The sequence below is a fragment of the Nocardia sp. NPDC057440 genome (assembly GCF_042802915.1).
In the GTDB taxonomy this organism is placed as follows: Bacteria; Actinomycetota; Actinomycetes; order Mycobacteriales; family Mycobacteriaceae; genus Nocardia.
The window spans coordinates 341,470-365,321 of the sequence record NZ_JBHVDF010000003.1; the positions used below are offsets into that span (position 1 = coordinate 341,470).

Below are 23,852 nucleotides of genomic sequence, written 5' to 3' on the forward strand. Positions count from 1 at the left end.
ACCGGCCGTCGGATAGCAGCGAACTCGACGTTTGCTGCGGTTTCCCGACCAGGATCGGCTGATCCGACCGTCCGGAATGCGGGTCCACAACGATCATCAGCACCTTCGAGTGGTCCCATCCTTGTTCCGACGAGATGGTCGCGCCGATCCGATCATGGCAGGCGGGCACGGGCGGGGCCGGCATGCGCGCCCACAGGTCCGCGGCGACATCGACCACTGATTGGACCGCTTGCCCGCGCACTGCCGCTTCCGCCGACGGGAAACCTTGGAAACTGACGGCTAGCCTCGAAGCATGTGCCGAAACATCACCGGTCTTCGCGGGCTGGAGCCCGCGGCGACACCCGAGGAAATACATGCGGCCGCCCTGCAGTACGTCCGCAAGGTCGGCGGCTTGTCCAGCATCTCCGCATCGACCCGCCCCGCGGTCGATGCCGCCGTCGCCGAGATAGCGGCGGCCACCACCCGACTGCTCGCTCAATTACCGGACCGCAAGGTTCCGCCCAAGACCCTGCCGCCATTGCGACGCCCAGAAGTACAGGCCCGGCTACACGCACACGACTGACGCTGTCAGTGCGACGGGCTCCCGCTACGCTGTGCGCGACCAGCACCGCCCGCTCCGGCCGATGATCACCGCGACACCGACGCCGACGATCAAGCCGCCGACCGCCGCCGACCGCAGCAGTCGCCGCGACCGCCGTCTGCCGAACAATTCGGCCCGGCGCCTCGCGATCTCCGCGGTCTGTTTCGCGACCGCGCGCAGTATGCGCACCGCCAGTTCGGGCGGCGGTGTCGATTCGTCCAGAATTGTGATGACGGCGAGCGTCTCGTGGATAGCGCGTACCGAGGTCGCGAACGCCGCTGCCGTCGCCGCGTCGGCGTTCGCGACACGTTCTTCGATATGCCGTCGCCCGGTCTCGTCGACCGCATCCAGCGCATAGGGATAGGCAAGATCGAGCAGGTCTTCGACAGGCTGCCCGGGTACGGTCATCGGAGCTCACTTCCGCTCAGACAAGTCTGGCGTCGGTTCGGTCCATTGCGGATACGGCACCCGTCATGCTGCGTCGCTGCCTGCATATAAGGGCTTCGGCGCGTCGGCGATGTCGGATGGGTCTGCGAACAGCACCGTCCAGTCCGTGATCGACCAGTGCGGGGCCAGACGGAGCCCTCGAGTCACCAACGCCAACCTCGCCGCCACCCATCATTGGGAAGACGCGGCCGCAGGAGCGCAGCCTCGCTTGCTAGTTTCGGCGCGGAAGTCGAGCTCGGCGCGGCTCGCCGAGCCCGCAGACCAGGTGGTATTCACAAGCTCATGTCGATAGCGATCGTCAATGGAATCCGGTTGAGCCACCACGTGGTCGGCGAGGGGCCATTGGTCCTGCTGATCATGGGAAGCGGCAGTCCTGGCCGAGTGTGGCGGACCTACCAGGTGCCTGCCCTGGTAGAGGCCGGATTCCGGGTGGCGACGGTGGACAATCGAGGGATCGCTCCCTCCGAGGAGGGTGCGGACGGCATCACCCTCGACGATCTGGTGGCCGATTCGGCCGCGTTGATCGAGTACTTGGGTGCGCCTGCGCATGTCGTGGGCACCTCACTCGGCGCACTCGTAGCGCAGGACCTGGCCCTCGAACACCCCGAACTGATAGATCACGCGGTCATGATGGCCACCGCGGGTCGCCCGCATCCGATGCTGCTCGCACTCAATGCCGGCGAGGCGGCGCTCCACGATCAGGGCGTTCGATTGCCACCCCAGTACGCTGCGGCGATCAAGGCGACGCTCAATCTGTCCCCTCGTACGCTCGAAGACCCCGCGGCCGCCGAGCACTGGCTCGACATGTTCGAATTCTCGGCCTCGGCGACGGCAGCGCCCGGGGTGCGCGCGCAACTCGACATCGACTACTCGCGCAATCGACTCCACGACTACACCCGAATCACCACGCCCAGCCTGGTCATCGGCTTCACCGACGATCAGCTCGCGCCGCCGATGTACTGCCGGGAAGTTGCCGCCGCGATACCCGGCGCACGCTATGTCGAAATCGATCGGTGCGGCCATCTCGGATATCTCGAGCGGCCCGAGGAAGTCAATCGCGTCGTGATCGATTTCCTGTCCGGCCGGGGTAACCGAGATCACTGAGTGTTTGTAAACTCAAGGCTATTCCCATTGTTGGTGATGCCGTAACGCGTCGGACCGGTCGGTCGCTTACAGTCACGATCGTGCAAACACCTGATGAGGTGCCGCTCCAACCACCGAATCGGTCCTGGTTGCAACGGTTAGACGAACAAACTTTCGGTGTGGCGCACGAGGTTGCGCTGATAGGTAGCCAGTTAACGCTGACATACCGAGACCTGGATCACTGGGTCGGTCGAATCTGCCGGGAATTGACCGAAGCCGGTGTTGCCGAGTCGGATTCGGTCGCCGTGGTGGTGCCACAGCGACGCAATCCCTACACGACCGCGGCGATGTTGGCGATCTGGCGTCTCGGCGCGGTGTATGTGCCACTCGCCGCGGATCACCCCCAGGAACGAACGCGATCCATCCTCGCGGTGTGCGGGATTCGGGTCGCCCTACTCGAACCGGGAAATCCGCCGCCGACGCTGCCCGAAGAGATTGTCACAGTGACGATCCCGTCGCCCGACACCGAGGATGCCGCCGGGCAGGATCCACCGGCCTACCCGGCCATCGACCCGGACGACCTCGCCTACGTCATCTTCACCTCCGGCTCCTCGGGCACGCCGAAGGGCGTAGCAGTGCCGCATCGAGGCATCGCGGCCATGGCGGACGCCACCGCGGCGGCACTCGAACTCCGGCCAGGCGCACGCATGCTGCAATTCGCCCCGGCTTCTTTCGATGCCTCGATCGCCGAAATCACCTCGACGCTCGGCGCGGGAGCGACGGCGGTGTTCGCCGCGCATGATGCGTTGACCGACGGTGTCGGCATCGCCGAAGTCATTGTCGCGCAACGCATCAGCCACGCGATCATGGTGCCTTCCGTGCTCGCGGCGATACCGGAGCACAAGATGCCGCCCGGCTTGCGACTCATCATCGCGGGCGAGGCGGCGAACTCGGCCGTGGTCGAGGAGTGGACCGTCCGACACCATCTCATCAATTCCTACGGCCCCACCGAAACCACCGTGTGCGCCACCATCAGCGATCCGCTGGTCGGTGCGGCACTACCCATCCCGATCGGCCGCGCCATCGAGGGCACCACCTTGCGGATCGTCGGCGACGACGGCACGGACGCGGAGCCGGGCGCCGCGGGCGAGCTCTGGATCGGCGGACTCGGAGTCGCGCACGGATATCTGGGATTGCCGCAGGAGACCGCGGCGGCGTTCATCGACGACCTGGTGACCGGCCGAAGGTTCTATCGATCGGGCGATCTCGTCCGGCAGCTCCCCGATGGCCAGCTCGAATTCCTCGGGCGCATGGATCGGCGCATCAAGTTGCGCGGTCGTCGCATCGAGCCAGGTGAAATCGAGACCATCGCACTGCGGTGCCCCGGTGTTCGCCAGGCGGCCGTGGTGTCGACCGACACTCAGCTGGTCTGCTGCGTCGTGGTCGACGATGCGATCGGTGCGACCGAGGTCAAGGGTTTCCTCGCCGAAAACCTCCCCGGCTATCTGCTGCCCGATCGGGTCGAGATCCGCACCGAAATGCCACGCACACCACACGGAAAGACCGACTACGCCGCTGTGACGGAATCGGCCCGGCAGACCGGCTCCGCGCGCAGCGCGCCGGAGACGATGACACCGGCAGAGCGGATGCTGTGCGAACTGTTCGCGGAAACGTTGAGCCTGCCCGAGTTCCATCCCGCGGACAGCTTCTTCGATCTCGGCGGCGAATCCATGGAAGCCGCCAAACTCACCCGCCGGATCCGGACGGTCCTCGGCGTGCACATGACGATGCGCATGCTGCTCGATGCCCCGTCGCCCGCGCAACTGGCTCCGCTGCTGTCGATTTCGGAACCCGAGTTGGTGATCGGGAGATGACCGGGGCAGTCCGGTCGACGACCCCGGATGACACACAGGTCCGGGATCTCACCGAACCGACGACGCACTTGCGCGCCGACATGTCGGAATTCTGGCGCGACCGACGCCGTCGGCAACCGATCTTCTGGCATGAGGGCGCATCCGACCACCCCGGATTCTGGGTGGTCTGCGGCTACGACCCGGCGGTGACCATATACCGCGACAGCAAGCGATTCACCTCGCAACGAGGCAACGTCCTGCTCACCCTGCTGGCAGGCCGGGACAACGCGGCGGGCGCCATGCTGGCAGTGACCGACCCACCCCGGCACACCCGCCTGCGTCGGCTGATGACAGCGGCACTGACACGCGATGCGGTACGCGCGTTGGCACCCCGCATTCAGGAACGCACCAGGCGATTGGTGGCCCAGTGGTCGGGTGCGGGCACGTTCGATTTCGCGGAGGAGATCGCCTCCCGGATCCCGATCTGGACCATCTGCGATCTACTCGGCATTCCGGACAGTGACCACGACCTGCTGGTGTCGTTGACCAAGCAGGCCCTGAGCTCCGAAGACGCCGCGCAGTCGGATGTCTCGGCGGTGGCCGCGCGCCAGGAGATACTGCTGTGCCTGCTCGACCATGTGGAGGACCAGCGCCGGCACCCGGCCGACGGCCTGATCACCGCTCTGATCGGCGAGGAATTCGAGGACACGCCACTGTCGGACGACCAGATCGTCACCAATTGCTACAGCATCATTCTGGGCGGCGACGAGACGAGCCGGTTGACCATGATCAACGCGGTCAACGCGTTCGCTGGTGATCCGCGCCTGTGGAACCGCTTCGAGGCATCGGGCGATCTCGGCACCGCGGTCGAGGAGATCATCCGATGCTTCGCTCCCACAATGCATTTCGGACGGGTCGCGAACACCGACGTGGAGATACACGGCACGCACATCACGGCGGGAGAAATCGTCACGATGTGGAATGTCTCGGCGAACCGGGACGAGACCCGATTCTCCGACCCCGATGCGGTGCAGTTCGATCGAAAGCCCAATCCCCATCTGGCATTCGGGTACGGTCCGCACTTCTGTGTCGGCGCGCATCTGGCTCGCTTGGAGATTGCGATCGTGCTCGACGAGATGCGACGCACCGCCCGAACCATCGTCCCCACCGGCAGACCACGACCGCTGTATTCGAACTTTCTGCACGGGTACGCCACCTTGCCGATCGAGCTCGCATAACTCCCCCACCAGGCGGTACGCATGAATCTCTCGAACTCCGACCGGTATCGGATCGGCCACTCCCCTCGCCCGGCGCAGGAATCGTGCGCGCCGCTGGACACCTTCATCTCCGACATGCGGGCCGAAGCGCCCTACATCGTGGGGTTCCCCGCTAATCTCGACTTCGGCTTCAGCAGGTTCGCCGGACTGCTCGATATCTTCGCCACCAATGTCGGCGACCCGGACAGCGAGGACAAGGCGCGCGTCGGCGTCAAGGACATGGAGCTGGCCGTGGTCGACTTCGTCGCCCGGCTCGCCAATGGCGATCCGAGCCGGACTTACGGATACGTCACCGGCGGCGGCTCCGAGGCCAATCAATTCGGCCTCGACCGCGGGTGCGATCTGCTACCGGAAGCCAGAATCTATTGCAGTCGAGCAACCCACTATTCGGTCCGCAAGAGCGCCGCGTTGATGCGCAAGGAATTGGTCGTCGTCGACTGTGACGAGCAGGGCCGGATCGACATCGACGCGCTGGCCCGCGCGTGCGCCGCCGACGCAGGCCGCGGTACCGTCGTCGTCGCGAATATCGGCACCACCATGACGGGCGCGATCGACGACGTGGACGCGATCATCACGGCCGCATCGGCGGCGGGCCGGGTGTATGTGCACCTGGATGCGGCACTGAGCGGACTCATCCTGCCGTTCACGCCGCAGCGGTCGTCGTGGGGTTTTGTGCGCGAGGAAGTCGGCAGCGTCACGGTGTGCATGCACAAGGCGCTCGGCATGCCGATGCCGAGCGCACTCGCGCTGTGCCGGTCCGAACTGGTCAGCTCCGAAGTGGCAGGCGAGTACATCGGCGCGACCGATGCCACCCTCGCTGGCTGTCGCAGCGGGCTGGCCGTCGCACTGATCTGGCAGTCATTGGCCGCACAGGGGATGTCGGGGCTGGAGCTGACGGCGCAGACCTCCCTCGAGATGGCCGAGCGGGCCGTCGAGAAACTCGCCGACGCCGGGCTGCGCCCGGCCCGCAATCCCCTGTCGATCATGGTCACTTTCGACCGGCCCGCCGAATGGATCTGCCGGAAATACCATCTGGCCACCGTCGGAGACCGGGCTCGCATTGTCACCGTGTCCCATGTGCGCAAGCAGGTGATCGACGAGCTGTGCCATGACGTCGCGACCGATGGTCGATAGCCACCGACCGGCATGGTCACGACGCCGTCGGTCTGGCCTCGTCCTGGGTCGGAGAGCGGTCCCGCATCGGTAGCGGCGTCACCGGCGCAGCGGCGTCCGTTGCGACAGCGACGAATGCCTCCGCGGGATGGCGGTGCAGCATGCGTGCGAAGGTTCGCGCCGAGGCGGGCCACGGGTTGGTGACGCGCCCACTCTCGTGCTTGTACCAACTCGCACCGGCCCCGGGCCACACGGTGGTGGCGATGGCCTGTTCCAGCCATCGCCGGTACTGCCGCATCGCATCGCCGCTCACCTCGATCGCCGGGGCGCCGATCGTGTCGCGCCACCGCAGACACGCCATGATGTAGGCGATCTGGCGTTCCTTCATGCCGGGGTTGCTGCCCGCCGGATTGAACGAGTTCGGTCCGGCGATGAGGAATGCGCTGGGGTATCCGGGCACGGCCAATCCCAGAAACGCCTCCGCCCCGTCCGACCATTGCTCATGCAGGAGTCGGCCGCCCCGTCCACGGACCGTCATCGGCGTCAGGAACTCCGGCGCCCGAAACCCGGTGGCCCACACGATGACATCCGCGCGACGATGCGTGCCGTCGCCGGTTTCGATCCCGTTCCGGGTGACGCGCGCGATGGGATCGGTGACCAGCTCGACGTTCTCCCTGCCCAGGGTGGAGTAGAACCGGCTGTCGAAAATGATCCGCTTGCTGCCGATCGGGTAGTCGGGAGTGAGCGCCGCGCGTAGCGCCGGATCACTGACGCGTCGGCGCAGATGGGTGCGTGCCGCCCATTGGGCGGGCCGAGCGGACCAGCCGCGGTGCATGATCGGGGCCAACGCGATGTCGGCGCCGTAGTACAGCGCCTGCCGGTAGAGCCGGTGAGCGCCCGGCGTCCGCAACACCCAGCGGCTGATCGCGCCGAACTCGACCGACGGTTTCGGCAACACCCAGTGCGGAGTGCGCTGATACACGGTCACCGTACGGGCATCTGCGGCGATCTTCGACAGCAGTTGCCCGGCGCTGGATCCGGTGCCGACCACCGCCACATCCCGGCCGTGCAGCTCCTGCCGATGATCCCAGTGCGCCGAGTGGAAGGCCGCGCCGGTGAAGTCCTCGCGTCCCGGGATGTCGGGGATATAGCGGCGATGCAACTGGCCTACGGCGAAGACGAGGAGGTCGGCCACAATGTGCTGGCCGGTACCGGTGGTCAATTCCCACCGAGCGATGTCCTCGCGATAGGACGCTTCGGTGACGCTGGTGTGCAGGCGCAGGTGCGGCCGCAGGTCGTAGTCGTCGGCTACCCCGCGCAGATAGGCCAGGATCTGTTCCTGGCCCGGGTACCGCGTCGTTGCGCTGCGATACGGCGCGAACGAGAACGAATACAGGTGCGACGGAACGTCGCACGAGCAGCCGGGGTAGGTGTTCTCCCGCCACACCCCGCCGACATCTCCGCCCTTCTCCACTATCGCGAAGCTGTCGATTCCCGCCTTCTTCAGCGCGACCCCCATCCCGATTCCGCCGAACCCGCCGCCGACGATCACCACCTTCAGATCCAGACGCTCATGCATGACGTTCCTCGATTCGACGGCCGCAACGATGGACACCACTTGGGTCAGCAAACTATCCGCTGCGACGTTAGTACCAGGTTACTGATTATGAAACCGAAAACCAGTAACAGTTCGGCAATCTGCCGTTTCATCGATATGAGCGGGCAGTGACCCTGCTGGTACATTGCATCAATTGGGCGTGCCACAAGTTAGCCGTATGCCCATGGCTCCACTTTCCCATCCAGATAGTTAGACATAGCCAACATGTAGCTATTTATTGGGAGATTCAGCTCCCGCTCGACCATCTCGAGTAAGCCCGACCCATCGACTCGGCGAGTGTGTTCGTCATCGTGGCGGCCGAAGGGGTAGAAAGGTCGAGGCCGAACAGCTTCGCGCGGTCACGCACATTGCACCTGTCGAACGAAGAGAGCGGATTCATGGCGACCTCTACAGCGCGCGCACAGATCGGGGTTACCGGCCTGGCAGTCATGGGCAGCAACATCGCCCGAAACTTCGCCAAGCACGGCTATACAGTGGCGCTGCACAACCGCAGCGTGGCCAAGACCGACGCCCTGCTCGAGGCGCACGGCGACGACGGCGACTTCGTGCGCACCGAGACCATCGAGGAATTCGTCGCGGCGCTCGAGAAGCCGCGCCGGGTGCTGATCATGGTCAAGGCGGGCGATCCGACGGACGCCGTCATCGAGGAACTCGCGGCGGCCATGGAGCCGGGCGACATCATCATCGACGGCGGCAACGCGCTCTACACCGATACCATTCGCCGTGAAGCGGCCATGAAGGAACGTGGACTGAACTTCGTCGGCGCGGGCATCTCCGGCGGCGAAGAGGGCGCGCTCAACGGTCCCTCGATCATGCCCGGCGGGCCGAAGGAGTCCTACGACTCGCTCGGCCCGCTGCTGGAATCGATTGCGGCGCAGGTCGACGGCACACCCTGCTGCACCCACATCGGGCCCGACGGCTCGGGGCACTTCGTCAAGATGGTCCACAACGGCATCGAGTACGCCGATATGCAGCTGATCGGCGAGGCCTACCACCTCTTCCGCGACGCGCTCGGCTTCGGCGCCAAGCAGATCGCCGAGGTGTTCACCCAGTGGAACTCCGGCGAACTGGAAAGCTACCTCGTCGAGATCACCGCCGAGGTACTCGAACAGGTCGACGCGAAGACGGGCAAGCCGCTGGTCGATGTCATCGTCGACGCCGCCGAGCAGAAGGGCACCGGCCGCTGGACGGTGAAGGCCGCGCTCGATCTCGGCATTCCGGTGACCGGTATCGCCGAAGCGGTGTTCGCGCGGGCGCTGTCCGGGTCAAGGGCCCAGCGCAAAGCCGCGGTCGGCCTCGCCTCGGGCAAGCTGGCCGATAAGCCGACCGACGTAGCGCAATTCACCGAAGACATCCGGCAGGCGCTCTACGCGTCGAAGGTCGTCGCCTACGCGCAGGGCTTCGACCAGATCGCGGCAGGCAGTGTGGAATACAACTGGGACCTGCACCCCGGCGACCTGGCCACGATCTGGCGCGGCGGATGCATCATCCGGGCCCGCTTCCTGAACCGGATCAAGGAGGCCTACGACGAGAACCCCGCCCTGCCGAGCCTGATCCTCGCTCCGTACTTCCGCGAAGCGATCGAAACGGCCATCGATAGCTGGCGGCGCGTGGTCTCCACCGCAACCCTGCTCGGCATTCCGGTGCCCGCATTCGCCTCGTCGCTGTCGTACTACGACGCCCTGCGGGCCGAGCGCCTCCCGGCCGCACTCACCCAGGGGCAGCGCGACTTCTTCGGTGCACACACCTACGAGCGCATCGACGCCGAAGGCAAGTTCCACACCCTCTGGAGCGGTGACCGCAGCGAAGTCTCGGCCGACTGACATCACGACCGATATCGACAGCATGACCGGCGCGCGGTAGTCACCCACGCCGGTCATGCTGCGGCGCAAGACATCAGCCGAAATCGTCGGCGCCCGCCTCGTGTCCACCAACCGGCCGCGGCAGATCCCAGCCGTGGCAAGCCCGACAGTTGCTCACCTCGCACCGAGGCTGTACAAAACGGTGCGGCGCGCGGGATCTCGCGTTGCCATGCCTAGCGGAGTGGTGATGTGAGCTTCTGGATCGACGTACTTGCCGAAACCGATGAAGAGCGAGCGCGAGCCTGGCGGCGGCAACTGGAGCCGTTGGTGGCGGAGGTGTTCGCGGCCTATTCGGCTGGGTTCTTCGCCGACTACTCGCCGGAGTCGTTGGACGACTTGGAACAGTTCGTCCTTGCGGCACTGCCGGATCCGGCAGTGATGAAGGAACCCTCCGTTTTACCGGTCGTCAAGGCCACCGTCGGGTATCTCGGCGAGACCCTGTTGCGAGCGGGCGGCGGCGAGTGGCTCTGGGGGCAGGGCGAACACGCGGGCACGCCGTGCGTCGCTCTCGAAGGGCAGTCGGCGCAGCTGGCCCCCCTGAGGTACGTCACCGAGGCCGTCCGCGTTCGCGATGGCCGCCAGTTCACCCAGCTGTGGTCGCGCATAGAGGCCGGAGAGGGCGCCGACTCCGCGGATCTGCTGCTCACGTTGGTCGAGACGGTCGTGCAGAACCGCGGCTATTCCTGCACAATCGAATCCGACGAAGTGCTGTTGTCCGGAAACGGGGCATCCGACTGGGTGCTGCCCCTGGACAATCTGCGCCGCAAGGTTGCCGCGCAGCCACCGGAGCAGTGGCCCGCCTTGGTGGCGGATCATCTGAGCACGATGTTCGCTGAGCTGGACGTCGCGGCGACGGACCCGCTCGACATGGACGACTTCGAACGGATACGGCCACTACTGCGGGCACGGATGTACCCGGAGGATATGGCGGACGTCGACATCCCGGTCGTGGCACGAACCCTTGCTCCCGGACTCGCGCAGCGGGTGGTGATCGACCAGGTCAATACAATGATCGCCGTCACCTATGACCGCCTGTCCCACTGGCGGATTCAGGAACAGGACCTGTTCGAACTCGCGGAGGACAATACCCACGACGACGGACTTCTCACGGTCGAAGATCTCGAAGACGAAGACGGCGAGCGGATCCTCGGCCTCTATGGCTCGGCCGACTATGCCAGCGCTCATGTGCGCTGGCTCGGCGAGTATCCCGTGGTCGGACGTTGGGGTGCGGCATTCGTGGTCCCGTGCGAGGGCACGGTCTTTATTCACCCGCTCCATGGCACGGACGCCTACATCACTGTGGGCACGCTGGCGAAAATGGCGATGGTGACTCACGCCGAACGGCCTTCCCCCGTGAGCCCGTCGGTCTACTGGTGGCACGACGGCATCATCGACCTAGCTGCCGAGGTCCGCGAGTCCGGCAACGAGCTCGAGCTGCACGTCTCGGCGGAATTCCAAGAAGTGATGGAGCAGATCGCCGAATATGCCGACGGCCCGGGCTGATACGTAGCCGACTGATGTCATCGCCCGGCGCGAGCCTGCTCGATTCCCGGCCGCCGGAACCGGCGACCGGGAACGGCCACCGTTGCTGCGGTGCGGGGGCGGTGACGGTCGTGGTCGTGTGGGCGCCTTTCGGTGGTGGCCGAGGTAGATCCGTCGACAGAGTTCGTACGCCCAGAGCGTAATGACTAGGCACACCGGACCGAGATGGCCTTACGCTCTGACAATGACCGAGCATCCGAGACTGCACTCGATCCCCGGTGGACGCGACGAGCGGCGTCGACAACCGGAGCAGCAGTCCGAACGGGAGCCGTTGTGGCGTGAAGTGCTCGGACAACAGTTACGCACGCTTCGACTGGATCAGCGCGACACCATCGCCGAAACGGCAGGACGTGCCGGGGTCTCACCGCAATACCTGTCCGAGGTGGAGCGTGGTCGCAAGGAACCCTCCAGCGAGATGATCGCGGCGCTGGCCGGGGCTCTCGGCACCACTCTCGGGGGACTGACCGAGCAGGTGGCCGACGAACTGCGCGCTCATCGCCGGCTCACCCTTCTCCCCCGGTCCGCGCCACAGTCGGGCACCGCGCCGACAATGCTGGCGCTCGCGGCCTAGCCGCTCCTGATAATCAGATGTCGCAGGGCAATTCAGCGCCGCCCGGTCAGGAGCGCGCGACCAGCAGGCGGTCGACGAGACCGTAGTCGACGGCGGCCTGCGCGGTGAAGACTCGATCGCGGTCGGTGTCGTGCCGCAGCCGTTCCGGCGGCTGTCCGGTGTGCTTGGACAGGATGGACTCGATCTCCGCGCGCATCCGCACGAGCTCGTCGGCTTGCAGGATCAGGTCGGGAATCGCGCCCTGTCCGCGCGAGGCGGGCTGGTGCAACACCACTCGGGCATGCGGCAGAATGGCGCGCCGGCCGGGCGCCCCGCCCGCCAGCAGCACCGCACCGACGGCGATGGCCTGACCGACGCAGGTGGTCTGCACCGGTGCACTGATGTGCTGCATGGTGTCGTACACGGCGAGCATCGCGGACAGGTCGCCGCCCTCGCAGTTGATGTACAGGTTGATGTCTTGTTCAGGGGCTTCCGAATCCAGGTGCAGCAGCTGTGCGATCAGCGCATTCGCCACACCCGAGTCGATCGGCGTGCCGAGGTAGACGATCCGCTCGGCGAGCAGGTGCGAGTAGATGTCGGTGATCCGCTCACCGCCGCGCGGATGCTGCGCGATGACATTGGGAATCGTGTAACTGGTCATGCCGAAATTCCGATCCGCTGACGTTGGGGCACGATCTGCCCGAACGAGTCGACAATGTGATCGATGAAGCCGTACTCCTTGGCCTGTGTCGCGGTGAACCAGCGGTCGTGCAGCGAATCCTCGTAGATCCGATCGAACGGCTGCCCGGTGTCCTCGGCGATGATGCCGAGCACGGTGTCCACCGTGTACCGCAGGTCTTCGGCCTGGACCTCGACGTCGACCGCGCTGCCACCGATGCCGGCCGAGCCCTGATGCATGAGCACCCTGGCGCGCGGCAAGGCGAAACGCCGCCCTTTGCTGCCCGATGACAGCAGGAATTGCCCTGCACTGCATGCTAATCCGAGCGCGAGCGTGGACACCTCGCACGGCACGAGCCGCATGACGTCACGGATCGCGAGCATCGCGGGCACCGAGCCGCCGGGCGAATGAATCCACAGCGAAATACCTGTCTCCGGGTCCTCCGCAGCCAGCGTGAGCAGCTGTGTCATCAGCAACGTCCCGTTGTCGTCGTCGAGCGGACCGTCGAGCACGAGTATGCGGCGGCTGAGCAGTTGCTCGCGAGCGCGCCAGCTGAACATCCGAGTGTTGTCGTCGTGAGCCATGCGTCCACCGTGCCGCACCGACAGCCCGAAAAGCGGCACTCGCTGCTGTGAGCAGAGCTGCCCACAGCAGCGACGACGAGCTCGCCCCGCGACGCAACCATGGCATCCGGCTGGAAGGCATGACATCTCAGCGTTTTTGGGCGCCGGTGCGGACGTGGATGCGTTCGCCGTGCTTTCCGAAGAGGCTGAGGACTTCGACGCTGCCGCGTCCGGCGGCGCCGAACCAGTGTGGAACCTGGCATTCGAACTCAGAGGCTTCGCCGGCGCCCATGATGAAGTCGTGGTCGCCGAGTTTGACGCGGAGTTGTCCGCGGAGCACGTAGAGCCACTCGTAGCCTGCGTGGGTCCGCAGGTGGGGTTCCTCGTCATGTGCGGGAATGGTCATCTTGTATGCACGCGGTTCTCCCTGTTGACGCGACAGTGGAATCAGCACTCGGCCATCTTTTCTGGTGGGATGCTGCGGCACGCGAGGGTCGAGGATCCTGGGTGCTGTGGCGATCTCGTCGAGTGGGATGCCGAGGGCGGCGGTGATCGGCAACAGGAGTTCGAGGCTGGGCTTGCGCTGAGCTGATTCCAGTCGGGACAGGGTGCTGGTCGAGATGCCAGTGGCTCGGGCAAGGTCGGACAGGCTGACGCCCTTCTTCTCGCGGGCGCGCCGCAACCGGGGAGCAATCTGCTTCGATCACGGCATCGACACTCGGTTGCTCTTCCATGAGATCCAGTCAATCAATGTGTCCCGGATTTCAATCAATGTGTCCCGGATTCAGCAACAGTGTTTGTTGGTTTCGGGTGGCATCCCTGATGCTCCTGTTCGGAGGTGATCCGAATGGACGCAACAACGGATACAACGAACAGCTCAGTGTCAGAGGTGTTTTGGGACACGATCATTATCGGTGGTGGGGCTGCTGGGCTATCAGCCGGCGTCGTACTCGCGAGAGCGCAATTCGCGACCTTGGTCGTCGATGGTGGTCCGCCCCGGAACGCGTCTGCCGACCACATGCACGGGTACCTGACACGCGATGGCATGTCGCCGAGCGAGTTCATCGCGGCGGGAAAAGCCGAGTTCACGGCGTACGGCGGGTCGCTCGTGCAGGCTTCAGTGGTCGACGCGCAGCGCAAGCCGGACGGCACGCTCGAGATGCGGCTGGCCGACGGGGACACATTGCGGGCTCGGTCGGTGCTGGTCGCAACCGGGATGACCGACGGTCTCCCTGACGTCCCGGGGCTATCCGAGCGATGGGCATCCGAGGTGCACCACTGCCCTCACTGCCACGGCTACGAAGTGCGGGGCAAGACGATCGTCGTGATCGGCAGCACTATGGCGGCGGTATCGACACATCGGGCAGCACTGCTGCGCCGCTACAGCTCATCGGTGACATTCTGCCTCAACGGCATCGAACTCAGCGACGCGGAGCGGCAACGCCTCACGGCATACGGCGTGCGGTTGATCGACGGATGCGTAACCCAGGTCGTGACAAGAACCGGCACCGCGACCCGAAGCCTCGTCGGGATCGAACTCGACAACGGCGAAATCGTCCCGTGCGAAGCCATCTTCGTCGCTCCTCGCCCAAGACCGCATGACGCGATCTTGACCGCACTAGGTGTGGCCCCGGTCAGTGGACTTCTTGCCGTCGACGCCCAGGGTGCCACCGACATCCCCGGGGTCTGGGCAGCCGGGAACGTGGTCAACCCCCGAGCGCAGGTCATCGCCGCCGCTGGCGCGGGCTCGACTGCCGCCATCAGCATGACCGCTTGGCTGCTGGAACAAGACCTGTCCGCTGCGGTCGCTCGAGACGGGCTCGATGTTGGGGGTGTCCGCTGATGGCCACCACCGTAGAGTCGTCCCGGACCGGTCGCTCCGACCGGCTGCCCACGGGGGTCTACCTGCTGGGTTTCAGCCTGTTCGCGATGGGCAGTGCTGAATTCCTGATGGCTGGAGTCCTGCCCGCGGTCGCCACCGATCTCGACGTCGCGCTCTCCTCAGCCGGAATGCTCATCACCGCGTTCGCGTTAGGCGTTGTCTTCGGCGGGCCGCTTTTCGCCGTGTTCAGCCTCCGCTGGCCACGTCGCACCGCCCTGGTGGCCACCCAGGTGGTCTTTGCTGCCAGCATCATCGTCGGCCTGCTGGGCAACTACCAAGTCATGCTGCTCTCCAGGGTCGTTTCCGGACTCGCCTACGCCGGCTTCTTCGCTGTGGCGTCGGTGACCGCGATCAGCTTGGTAACCCCGGACCGAAACGCTCGCGCGTCCGGTGTCGTGGTCAGCGGCCTCAGCGTAGCCATGGTCGCCGGTGGTCCCGCCGGGACGCTGCTCAGCCACTTCACCGAATGGCGCGGAGGATTCTGGGCCGTCGTGGTCCTGACGCTCGCCGGAGCCATTGCCTGCGTAGTCGGACTCCCCGCCGGCACATCGGCCGCCGACCCGGCCACCGGGTCGAGCCTGTCGCGGGAACTCGCCACGATGCGGAAACCATCGCTGTGGGGCGTATACGGGATCACCATCCTGACCACCGCGGCGTACATGATCTCGTTCAACTATCTCGCGGCCATGCTCGCCGACATCACCGGTATCCCCGAGGTCTGGATACCGGCGATCCTCGCGCTCTTCGGGGTGGGCGCCTTCATCGGACTTTCCATCGGTGGCAGGATCTCCGATCAGCGCCCTCACTTCGCACTGATCACCGGCGCGGTCGGCGTTGTGATTCTGTCGGTCGTCATGGTTGTCGTGATCGAGCAAATCTGGGCAGTGGCGCCTGCGGTGTTCCTGACAGGTATCGCCGCGTTCGTGCTCAACCCCGCCCTCTACGGGCGCGTATTCGCCATCGCTGCCGATGCCCCCACCATCGCGGGCGCCACAACCGTGTCGGCTTTCCAGCTGGGCATCAGCATCACACCCGTTCTAGCCGCCGCGACACTCACCCACGGTGCCGCTCTCACCTCGGTGTACTTGATCGGAACCGCTCTCGCCGCAGCCGCTGTCCCGCTCATCCTCCTCGACCGCGCACGACAGCCACGATCGACGGCAACGGGCAACAGCTGACATCACCCACCACCCAAACCACCAACCGTCCGGCGCGTGACAAGGTCGCCACAGCCGGTGGGGACCGACAGCTCGAAAAGCGGCTCGCGCTGCTGTGAGCAGATCTGCCCACAGCAGCGCGTCAGCACATCGAACGCAAGAGGAAGCGGGCTTTCAACTCTTCTCACCGCTCGAGTCCTATACTTAGCTACCTCCGTCACTATCGATGGACGCAAACGCGGGTCGGGAGATCGGCGAGATTCTTATTCGATAAAGGCAAACAGCGGCGAGACCCCGGAACGCAGATGAGCGCTTCGGCCTTTCACCGAATTCCGAATCGCGACAAGCGATCTCGGCCGAATTTTCGAGCAGTGCCGACGCTGACGCGCCATTCGCCGCACGATAGAAGGAATATCGATGGGCACGACATTGCAAGAATTGCGTGAACAGGTGCGCGCACCTGTCATTACCGCGGACGATCCGGGCTACCACGAGGCACGCACGGTCCACAATGGAATGTTCGATCGCCGTCCGCTGGTCATCGTTCGAGCGGAGCAGGTCCCCGACGTCATCGCGGCAGTGAATTACGCGCGCGAGGCGGGACATGATCTCTCGATCAAGGGCGGCGGGCACAGCGCGCCCGGATTCGGCACCAACGACGGCGGCGTCGTCATCGACTTGTCGCTGATGCGCTGGGTGCACGTCGACCCGAGGTTTCGCATCGCACGGGCCGGGGGCGGGGCAACCTGGGGCGACTTCAATTACGCGACACACGCCTATGGGCTCGCGACGACCGGCGGGATCGTGTCGACCACCGGCATTGCCGGGCTCACCCTCGGTGGCGGTATCGGATATCTTTCCCGCGCATATGGATTGACGATCGACAACTTGCTATCGGCCGATGTGGTCACCGCCGACGGGCAGGCACTGACCGCGAGCCCGACGGAGAACGAGGACCTCTTCTGGGCGCTGCGCGGCGGCGGTGGCAACTTCGGCGTTGTCACCTCCTTCGAGTACCGGCTGCACCCGGTCGACGAGGTCTACGTCGGCCTGTTCTTCTACGAACTCGAGCACGCAGGCGCGCTGCTGCGCTTTTTCCGCGACTTCATCCCCGTCGCGTCCGAAGCCTATGGCGCGTTTCCCTCATTCCAGATCGCTCCGCCGCTGGAGTTCATCCCCGCCGACCGGCACGGCGACACGCTCTGCGCGGCGATCGTGCAGTGGGCCGGACCGCTCGACAAGGGCGAAGAGGCGATGCAGCCGTTCCGGGACCTGGCGCCCAGAGTCGGCGAAATGGTCGGGCCGATGCCCTATCCCGCCCTGAACGCCGCGTTCGACGCGATCTTCCCCAAGGGCATCCGCAGCTACTGGAAAGGCAGCTTCGTCACCGAATTGACCGACGCCGCCATCGAACAACACCTGATCTACGGCCCGAAAGTGCCCGAGGTGAGCGCGACGATGCATATGTATCCGATCAACGGCGCCTGCCACCGAGTCCCGGCAGCGGATACCGCGTTCGCCTATCGCAATGCGACGTTCGCGACCGTGATTCTGGCCTCCTGGCAGAATCCCGCCGACGACGCAGAGCGCATTCAATGGGTTCGCGATTACTACAACGCGACCGCACCGCACTCCGAGCCCGGTGGCTACATCAATTTCATGGATGACGACGACCGGTCCCGCGTACCCGAGAATTACGGCGGGAATTACCAACGGCTTGCCGAGGCCAAACGAACCTATGACCCGGACAACCTGTTCCACCTCAATCAGAACATCAGCCCGAGTACATGACCGAGCTCGTCTCGCGCGCAGCGGGCGTGCGGTTCGACGAACTCGCCCTTGCCACACGCAACCATGGCATGCCGCTGGAAGGCATGCGCTACGACATCACGCCGATCGGCATGCACTACCTGCTGATTCATTTCGATATCCCCGAGGCCGACGCATCGACCTGGCGGCTGCGCGTCACCGGAAGCGTCGAGCGAGAACTCGAGCTGTCTGTCAAGGACATCAGATCCCGGCCCGCGACGACGATGCCGGTCACCCTGGAATGCGCGGGCAATGGACGCACCGCGATGGACCCGCGCAACGTCAGCCAGCCCTGGGGACTGGAGGCGATAGGCACCGCATCGTGGACGGGCACCGCGCTGCGCGGCATCCTCGACGAGTGTGGCGTGCGAGCCGGGGCGGTCGAGGTGGTCTTCACCGGCGCCGATCGCGGTTTCCAGGACAACGTCGAGCACAATTACCAGCGCTCGCTCGGCATCGGCGACTGCGGTCGACCCGAAACACTGCTCGCGTACGAGATGAACGGCGTGCCGCTACCGCCGCAGCACGGCTTTCCGCTGCGGCTGCTCGTACCCGGGTGGTACGGCATGTCGAGCGTCAAATGGCTGCGAGACATCGCGGTCGTCGACCGGCCGTTCACCGGGTACCAGCAGACATCGGCCTACCGCTACCAACAGCACAATCACGATCCCGGACAACCGGTTTCACGAATCAGAGTGCGCGCGTTGATGATTCCACCAGGCATTCCGGACTTCCAGACTCGGCGGCGCACGGTCGAGGCAGGCGCGGTGACGATTCGCGGCCGTGCGTGGTGCGGCACGGCCCCCGTGACAGGCGTCGAGGTCGGCATCGATGACGTGTGGCAGGACGCTCGAATCGGTCCCGCGCTCGCCGAATTCGCCTGGCGCGGCTGGAGCTACGGGTGGGACGCCCGCCCCGGTGAGTACCTGCTGAGCTGCCGCGCCACCGACGCGGACGGCGGCATCCAGCCGGCCACATCGGTGTGGAACCTCCAGGGCATGGGAAACAATCTGATTCAGCGCGTCGCTGTCACGGTCCGCTGATCGGGGGCAAGGCGGCGGCACCTTCCGCCGCGCCTCGCCCATCGCGTTGGCGCGGCAATGTCCCGACGACGCGTCCGATGCGGGCGTCTGTGGAATGCCAGGAGATTTCCACGGAGGGCCGATCGGCTCGGTGTCGGTGATGTCGCCGACGACGTGGGCGACCACCCGCGGACCGAGGTCGTCATCGGACGCACCGAGCACGGCCGCTGCGTGGATGGCGGGAACAGATGCGGTCGCCGAGATGTTGCCAGATGGTGGCCGGGGCCGACAACGAGAGAGGATGACCGTGCAGGTCGAGATCTGGACCGATATCAACTGTCCCTTCTGCTACCTGGGGAAAGAACGCTTCGAGCAGGCCTTGACGGAGTTCGCGCATCGCGACGACGTCGAGGTGGTGCATCGTTCGTTCGAATTGGATCCGACGCTGCCGGTCGGCGAATCCGGTCCGGTAATCGCGAAGATCGCGCGCAAATACGGGATCAGCGAGGCACAAGCGGCGGCCAATGAACGCGGCATCGGCGCGCAGGCCGCCGAGCTCGGTCTGCCGTATCTGACCGAGGGACGTGACTACGGCAACTCTTTCGACATGCACCGGCTGCTGCACCACGCACTGGCGCAGGGCAAGCAGGACGAGCTGCTCGACGCCCTCTACCGCGCGAACTTCGCCGCGCAGCAGTCCTTGTTCGGCGACCACGAGCGGTTGGCCGAGATCGCTGTCGGCGCCGGACTCGACGAATCGGGCGTCCGCGCGGTCCTCGCCGACCCCGATGCCTACGCCGATGCGGTGCGCGCCGACGAACAGGAGGCAGCGCGGCTCGGCGCCACCGGCGTGCCCTTCTTCGTCATCGACCGGAAGTACGGCGTCTCCGGCGCTCAGCCATCCACGGTGTTCGCCCAAGCTCTGAATCAGGCATGGGGCGATCGTGAACCCCTCGTGCAGATGGCAGGCGGCGCGGACGTCTGTGGTCCGGATGGATGCGAGCTGCCTGCTCGCGATTGAACTGCGCGACAGCCGAATCCGGATCAGGACGCAGCCGCGCACCCGGGCGGCTTCCGCCGCGGAAGAGTTCGCCGCTAGCCCGCCGGGGGCTTGCGCCAGAGCAAGAGATAGCGCCAGAAGAGCAAGCGGCGGACGTCTGCGCCGGGTAGCGCCGCAGCCGCCGCGGCGCGCACTTCGCGCGTCGTCAGGGACGGGTCGAGCACGACGGGCATAGCGCCATGCGTGGGTTCTCGTGCGTACCAATCGCCTCCGCTCGTGGCCCTGGCCGTAGCGAATACCGCGGCGAATACCCGCTGTGCGGCGAATGCGGCAAGTTCGACGCGGAGCTCACGAGGTAGGTCGGTTCTGGGCAGTGCGATCGCGGCGAGCACCCCGCCGGGGCGCAGCGCTGCCGCCATGCGGGGCAACGCTTCCGCCAGCGGCATGTGGTGCAGTGCGCTCACCGAGAAGACCGCGTCGTAACGCCCCTCGGGGACGATGTCATCGCGCAGGAAGTCGGCGCGCACACACGTGACATTGTCGGGCACCGTGCGTTCGGCCGCCGCGATCATCTCCGGCGAGCGGTCGAGCGCATCGACGTGGCGCACCCGGGCGGCGAGCGCCGTGGCGAAAGCGCCTGCGCCGCAACCTACATCCAGCACATCCGCACATGGTGTCGGGAGGTGGCGCAGCAATGCCCGGTGGTAGTACGCGTTGTGGTCCCAGGCGAATCGGCTCACCCCGGCAAGTCTAGTGTGCGTGCGAGGCGGCCCCGGACCGATCAGGACCGCGCCGCGCGCCCGAAATACGTTCTCGGCGACGAGCAGCGATTCGCCCACGCTGCTGCGTGCCGTTCCGATCGTCGTCCGCTGAGCGGGTCGCCGCTGCTCGGCACCACCTGTGCCGCTGCTCTTCGCGTCGATGAACCGACATATCCGTGCAGGCTCCTGCCGAGTCGGTGCCCACCTGAGCGGACCGCGCGGGCCATAGTGGTTCATATGGGCCACCAAGCAACAGTCGCCGACGTGTTCCGACCTTTGCTGCGCGCCGCACTCGGGCCCCGACCGGCGATCGGGTTCGAGTTCTGGGACGGAAGCGCAATCCATCCCGAGGGCGAGTATCCGGGCACGATGCGCGTGCGATCCAAGGACGCGCTCAGCCACCTGGTGTGGGCGCCGGGCGAACTCGGCCTCGGCCGCGCCTTTGTCTCCGGCACCGTCGACCTCGATGGCGACCTCTTCCAGATCCTTCGATCGTTGCAGTCGACAGCGCCCCGTGACGCCCGCCTCGGTCTCGGCGCCGCATGGAAGGCCATCGGCGCCGCGCGGCGACTCGGCGCGCTCGGCCGACCGCCGCAACCGCCTCCCGAGGAGGCGCGGCCGCGCCGTGGAAAACTGCACACCAAACGCCGCGACGCGGCGGCGATCAGCCATCACTACGACGTCGGCAACGACTTCTATCGGTTGGTGCTCGGGCCGAGTATGACCTACTCCTGCGCACGGTTCGCCGCAGCAGCCGACGACGGTCGTGGCGGCCCGGATGCCGTGCTGTCGCTCGAAGACGCCCAGCGCGCCAAACACGACCTGGTCTGCCGCAAACTCGGTCTGGCCGAGCAGCGGGAGATGCGGCTGCTCGACGTCGGCTGCGGCTGGGGCTCCATGGCGATGCACGCGGCGTCGACGTATGGCGCGCAGGTGGTCGGTGTCACGATCAGCAAGGCTCAGGCCGATCTCGCGCGCGAGCGGGTCGCCGCGGCGGGACTGTCCACCAGCGTCGAGATCAGACTCGCCGACTATCGCGAACTGCGCGGCGAGACATTCGACGCCATCTCCTCGATCGGTATGTTCGAGCACGTCGGGACCGAGCGCGCCGCGGAGTACTTCGACACCCTGCGCACCTTGCTTCGTCCCGAAGGACGTCTGCTCAACCACGCGATCTCTGTAGCGGGCGGATCCACCATGCGCAGCCGCTCCTTCATCGGACGCTACGTCTTCCCGGACGGCGAGCTCCTGGACGTCGGCGAGGTCGTGCTGGCCATGGAGCGCGCCGGTTTCGAAGTGCGCGACGTCGAGTCGCTGCGCGAGCACTATGCGCTGACCCTGCGCACCTGGGTGGCCACTCTGGAAGAGGCTTGGGATCAGGCGGTTGCACTGGCCGGCGAGGGCCGCGCACGGGTGTGGCGGCTCTACATGGCGGCCTCGGCCCTCGGCTTCGAGGACGGCGGCCTCGGCATCCATCAGGTGCTCGCAGTAGTGCCCGATGCGCAGGGACGGGCTGGGATGCCCGCGACCCGACGTGCCTGGGGCTGAACCCTGATTCCTCCGTGCGATCGACCAACGAAGCGGCGAAGCAGGATCGAGGCGGCGGCCGCGGACGGCATCCTGAACGAAAGCCGTTCCTTCGGTGCGTATTTCGTGCTCGCGGCACCAGCGGTGAAGTGAGATCGTCGACGAAGCTCGGCGGACCGAGCCATCGCCTGCCACGGTTGCGCGGCTACCCCTCCGGTAACGGCGGCGTCGCCGGGAAGACGACCGGCAGCGCGGTCAATGCCCGGTGGAACGGGCCGGGACGCCAGGTCAAGTCGGACGGCGATCCGGCTAGTCGGATCTCGGGTAGCGCGTCGAGGAGTTGGTCGATGGCGTCTTGGGCGATCATATAAGCCATCGAGCTGGCGGGACACACGTGCGGGCCTGCGCCCCACGATAGGTGAGACCGGTTGCCGGAGTGCTGGTCGACGCTGATCTCGGGATCGCTATTGCAGGCGGCCATGCTGATGACGACCGGTTGATGGGCGGGCAGCCAGATGCCGTCGATCAGGATCGGCTGTCGTGGAAAGCTGATGCAGAAGTTCGCCATCGGCGGATCGGTGAACAGCACTTCATCGAGGGCGTCCCTGGTCGAGAGGCTACCGCCGAGCACCTCGCCGCCGAACCGCTCGTCGGTGAGGATCAGCAGCAGGGTGTTGACGATCAGATTCTGCTGCGGTTCGATGCCCGCGCCGTAGAGCGTGGCCAACTGGTGCACCATCTCCGTATCACTCAGACCGGAAGAGTGCTGCACCATCCGCGTGGTGACATCGTCGCCGGGTTCGGCGCGCTTGAGCTGCGTCAGCTCCAGCAGCGCACCGACGAGCATCTTGTTGCCGCGGTCCGCGTCGATACCTTCGAAGACTGCCGCCATACCGGTCGCGGCTTTCTGCGCGATCTCGGCTGGACAGCCGAGCATGGCGTTGAGGACCGCGAAGGCGAGTGGAAACGCATACCCGCGAACCAGATCCGCGGACCCCGCCGTACAGAACGAATTGATCAGCGGCGTCGCGATCTGGGCCACGGTGTCGTGCAGCCAGTATGGATCGACCTTATCCAGACCCGCGGTATTGGTCCGCCGATAGCGGACGTGCTCGTTACCGGCATTACGCAAGGCGTTCGGCCGCCACTGCATCATCGGCAACACCGGGCAGTCGGTGGGAATGTCCTGCTGCCAGATGCGCGGGTCGGCCGGGAAATGGTCCTGGTCGTTGAAGATCCGAAGCGCCGTGTAGTACCCGACCACCAAGGTGGCGGGCACGCCCGGCGCCAAATCCACCGGCACCAACGACCCGTATCTCTTCCGCATCTCGCGATAAGCGCCATGCGGGTCCGCCGCGAACTCCGGCGAATACAGCGACGCCCGTGGGCCATCGGTACCGGTAGGCGAACCGAGCTGCGCGCGACCGGAGAGGCCGGACGTTGAGGATGGGGGCATTGTCATCGGAGGAACTCCAGGCGGTTGAACAACAAAGCTCAGTGAGCCTAGGCAGCTACTGACGGGTACGC

21 protein-coding genes are annotated in these 23,852 nt (G+C 65.9%); 14 read left to right on the top strand and 7 right to left on the bottom strand.

The annotated features are described in order from the left end of the window. Positions 1-292 precede the first annotated feature (292 nt). Entirely contained in the window at positions 293-562 is a 270-nt protein-coding gene (locus ACFU4Z_RS08110; protein WP_379060683.1) for a DUF2277 domain-containing protein, read from the top strand. Positions 563-586: 24 nt separating this feature from the next. Here the strand turns inward: ACFU4Z_RS08110 and ACFU4Z_RS08115 are convergent, their stop codons facing one another. Continuing rightward, positions 587-988: a hypothetical protein gene (locus ACFU4Z_RS08115; protein WP_379060684.1), complete on the bottom strand. Its 402-nt coding sequence runs from the start codon at positions 986-988 to the stop codon at positions 587-589. Positions 989-1,309: 321 nt separating this feature from the next. Here ACFU4Z_RS08115 and ACFU4Z_RS08120 point away from each other — a divergent pair, with 321 nt between their 5' ends. From ACFU4Z_RS08120 to ACFU4Z_RS08135, 4 genes are all read left to right on the top strand, one after another. Further along, the gene (locus ACFU4Z_RS08120) at positions 1,310-2,131 is read left to right on the top strand and encodes an alpha/beta fold hydrolase (RefSeq protein ID WP_379060686.1); all 822 of its coding nucleotides are present in this window, start codon (positions 1,310-1,312) and stop codon (positions 2,129-2,131) included. A 158-nt stretch (positions 2,132-2,289) separates the two neighbouring features. Continuing rightward, positions 2,290-3,984, top strand: a complete 1,695-nt coding sequence (locus ACFU4Z_RS08125) for a non-ribosomal peptide synthetase (protein ID WP_379060688.1) — start codon at positions 2,290-2,292, stop codon at positions 3,982-3,984. After that, positions 3,981-5,201, top strand: coding sequence for a cytochrome P450 (locus ACFU4Z_RS08130; RefSeq protein WP_379060690.1), 1,221 nt, complete (start codon positions 3,981-3,983; stop codon positions 5,199-5,201). The genes ACFU4Z_RS08125 and ACFU4Z_RS08130 overlap by 4 nt, the downstream gene beginning before the upstream one ends. A gap of 21 nt (positions 5,202-5,222) precedes the next feature. Then, the gene (locus ACFU4Z_RS08135) at positions 5,223-6,374 is read left to right on the top strand and encodes an aminotransferase class I/II-fold pyridoxal phosphate-dependent enzyme (protein ID WP_379060692.1); all 1,152 of its coding nucleotides are present in this window, start codon (positions 5,223-5,225) and stop codon (positions 6,372-6,374) included. 16 nt (positions 6,375-6,390) lie between these two features. Here ACFU4Z_RS08135 and ACFU4Z_RS08140 read toward each other — a convergent pair whose 3' ends face one another. Beyond that, complete coding sequence (locus ACFU4Z_RS08140; RefSeq protein WP_379060694.1) at positions 6,391-7,932, bottom strand: flavin-containing monooxygenase; 1,542 nt, start codon at positions 7,930-7,932, stop codon at positions 6,391-6,393. Positions 7,933-8,348: 416 nt separating this feature from the next. Here ACFU4Z_RS08140 and gndA point away from each other — a divergent pair, with 416 nt between their 5' ends. From gndA to ACFU4Z_RS08155, 3 genes are all read left to right on the top strand, one after another. Further along, positions 8,349-9,794 carry an NADP-dependent phosphogluconate dehydrogenase gene (gene gndA, locus ACFU4Z_RS08145; protein WP_379060695.1) on the top strand — a complete coding sequence of 482 codons (1,446 nt, stop codon included), beginning with the start codon at positions 8,349-8,351 and terminating at the stop codon, positions 9,792-9,794. Between the two features lie 228 nt (positions 9,795-10,022). Continuing rightward, a complete protein-coding gene (locus tag ACFU4Z_RS08150; RefSeq protein ID WP_379060696.1) occupies positions 10,023-11,336 on the top strand; it encodes a hypothetical protein in 1,314 nt (437 codons plus the stop codon). A gap of 223 nt (positions 11,337-11,559) precedes the next feature. After that, the gene (locus ACFU4Z_RS08155) at positions 11,560-11,946 is read left to right on the top strand and encodes a helix-turn-helix domain-containing protein (RefSeq protein ID WP_379060697.1); all 387 of its coding nucleotides are present in this window, start codon (positions 11,560-11,562) and stop codon (positions 11,944-11,946) included. A gap of 46 nt (positions 11,947-11,992) precedes the next feature. On the opposite strand, the gene ACFU4Z_RS08160 is transcribed toward ACFU4Z_RS08155, so the two are convergent. From ACFU4Z_RS08160 to ACFU4Z_RS08170, 3 genes are all read right to left on the bottom strand, one after another. After that, positions 11,993-12,586 (bottom strand): ClpP family protease, encoded by a 594-nt coding sequence (locus tag ACFU4Z_RS08160; protein ID WP_379060698.1) that lies wholly within the window; start codon positions 12,584-12,586, stop codon positions 11,993-11,995. Continuing rightward, positions 12,583-13,188, bottom strand: a complete 606-nt coding sequence (locus ACFU4Z_RS08165) for a ClpP family protease (protein WP_379060699.1) — start codon at positions 13,186-13,188, stop codon at positions 12,583-12,585. Before ACFU4Z_RS08165 ends, ACFU4Z_RS08160 begins: the two co-directional genes overlap by 4 nt. A 127-nt stretch (positions 13,189-13,315) precedes the next feature. After that, on the bottom strand, positions 13,316-13,849 hold the full coding sequence (locus ACFU4Z_RS08170) for a helix-turn-helix domain-containing protein (RefSeq protein WP_379060700.1): 534 nt from the start codon (positions 13,847-13,849) through the stop codon (positions 13,316-13,318). A gap of 165 nt (positions 13,850-14,014) precedes the next feature. On the opposite strand from ACFU4Z_RS08170, the gene ACFU4Z_RS08175 reads away from it, so the two are divergent. The 5 genes from ACFU4Z_RS08175 to ACFU4Z_RS08195 all read left to right on the top strand — a co-directional run bounded on the left by ACFU4Z_RS08175 (position 14,015) and on the right by ACFU4Z_RS08195 (position 20,058). Further along, on the top strand, positions 14,015-15,010 hold the full coding sequence (locus tag ACFU4Z_RS08175) for an NAD(P)/FAD-dependent oxidoreductase (RefSeq protein WP_379060701.1): 996 nt from the start codon (positions 14,015-14,017) through the stop codon (positions 15,008-15,010). Continuing rightward, on the top strand, positions 15,010-16,227 hold the full coding sequence (locus ACFU4Z_RS08180) for an MFS transporter (protein WP_379060702.1): 1,218 nt from the start codon (positions 15,010-15,012) through the stop codon (positions 16,225-16,227). Before ACFU4Z_RS08175 ends, ACFU4Z_RS08180 begins: the two co-directional genes overlap by 1 nt. A gap of 396 nt (positions 16,228-16,623) precedes the next feature. Next, positions 16,624-17,997 carry an FAD-binding oxidoreductase gene (locus ACFU4Z_RS08185; RefSeq protein ID WP_379060703.1) on the top strand — a complete coding sequence of 458 codons (1,374 nt, stop codon included), beginning with the start codon at positions 16,624-16,626 and terminating at the stop codon, positions 17,995-17,997. Further along, the gene (locus tag ACFU4Z_RS08190) at positions 17,994-19,058 is read left to right on the top strand and encodes a sulfite oxidase (RefSeq protein WP_379060704.1); all 1,065 of its coding nucleotides are present in this window, start codon (positions 17,994-17,996) and stop codon (positions 19,056-19,058) included. The genes ACFU4Z_RS08185 and ACFU4Z_RS08190 overlap by 4 nt, the downstream gene beginning before the upstream one ends. A gap of 280 nt (positions 19,059-19,338) precedes the next feature. Further along, on the top strand, positions 19,339-20,058 hold the full coding sequence (locus ACFU4Z_RS08195) for a DsbA family oxidoreductase (RefSeq protein ID WP_379060705.1): 720 nt from the start codon (positions 19,339-19,341) through the stop codon (positions 20,056-20,058). A gap of 74 nt (positions 20,059-20,132) precedes the next feature. Here the strand turns inward: ACFU4Z_RS08195 and ACFU4Z_RS08200 are convergent, their stop codons facing one another. After that, a complete protein-coding gene (locus tag ACFU4Z_RS08200; RefSeq protein WP_379060706.1) occupies positions 20,133-20,777 on the bottom strand; it encodes a class I SAM-dependent methyltransferase in 645 nt (214 codons plus the stop codon). Between the two features lie 258 nt (positions 20,778-21,035). Here ACFU4Z_RS08200 and ACFU4Z_RS08205 point away from each other — a divergent pair, with 258 nt between their 5' ends. Then, the gene (locus ACFU4Z_RS08205) at positions 21,036-22,346 is read left to right on the top strand and encodes a class I SAM-dependent methyltransferase (protein ID WP_379060707.1); all 1,311 of its coding nucleotides are present in this window, start codon (positions 21,036-21,038) and stop codon (positions 22,344-22,346) included. Positions 22,347-22,530: 184 nt separating this feature from the next. Here ACFU4Z_RS08205 and ACFU4Z_RS08210 read toward each other — a convergent pair whose 3' ends face one another. Beyond that, the gene (locus tag ACFU4Z_RS08210; RefSeq protein WP_379060708.1) at positions 22,531-23,787 is read right to left on the bottom strand and encodes a cytochrome P450; all 1,257 of its coding nucleotides are present in this window, start codon (positions 23,785-23,787) and stop codon (positions 22,531-22,533) included. Positions 23,788-23,852: the final 65 nt, after the last annotated feature.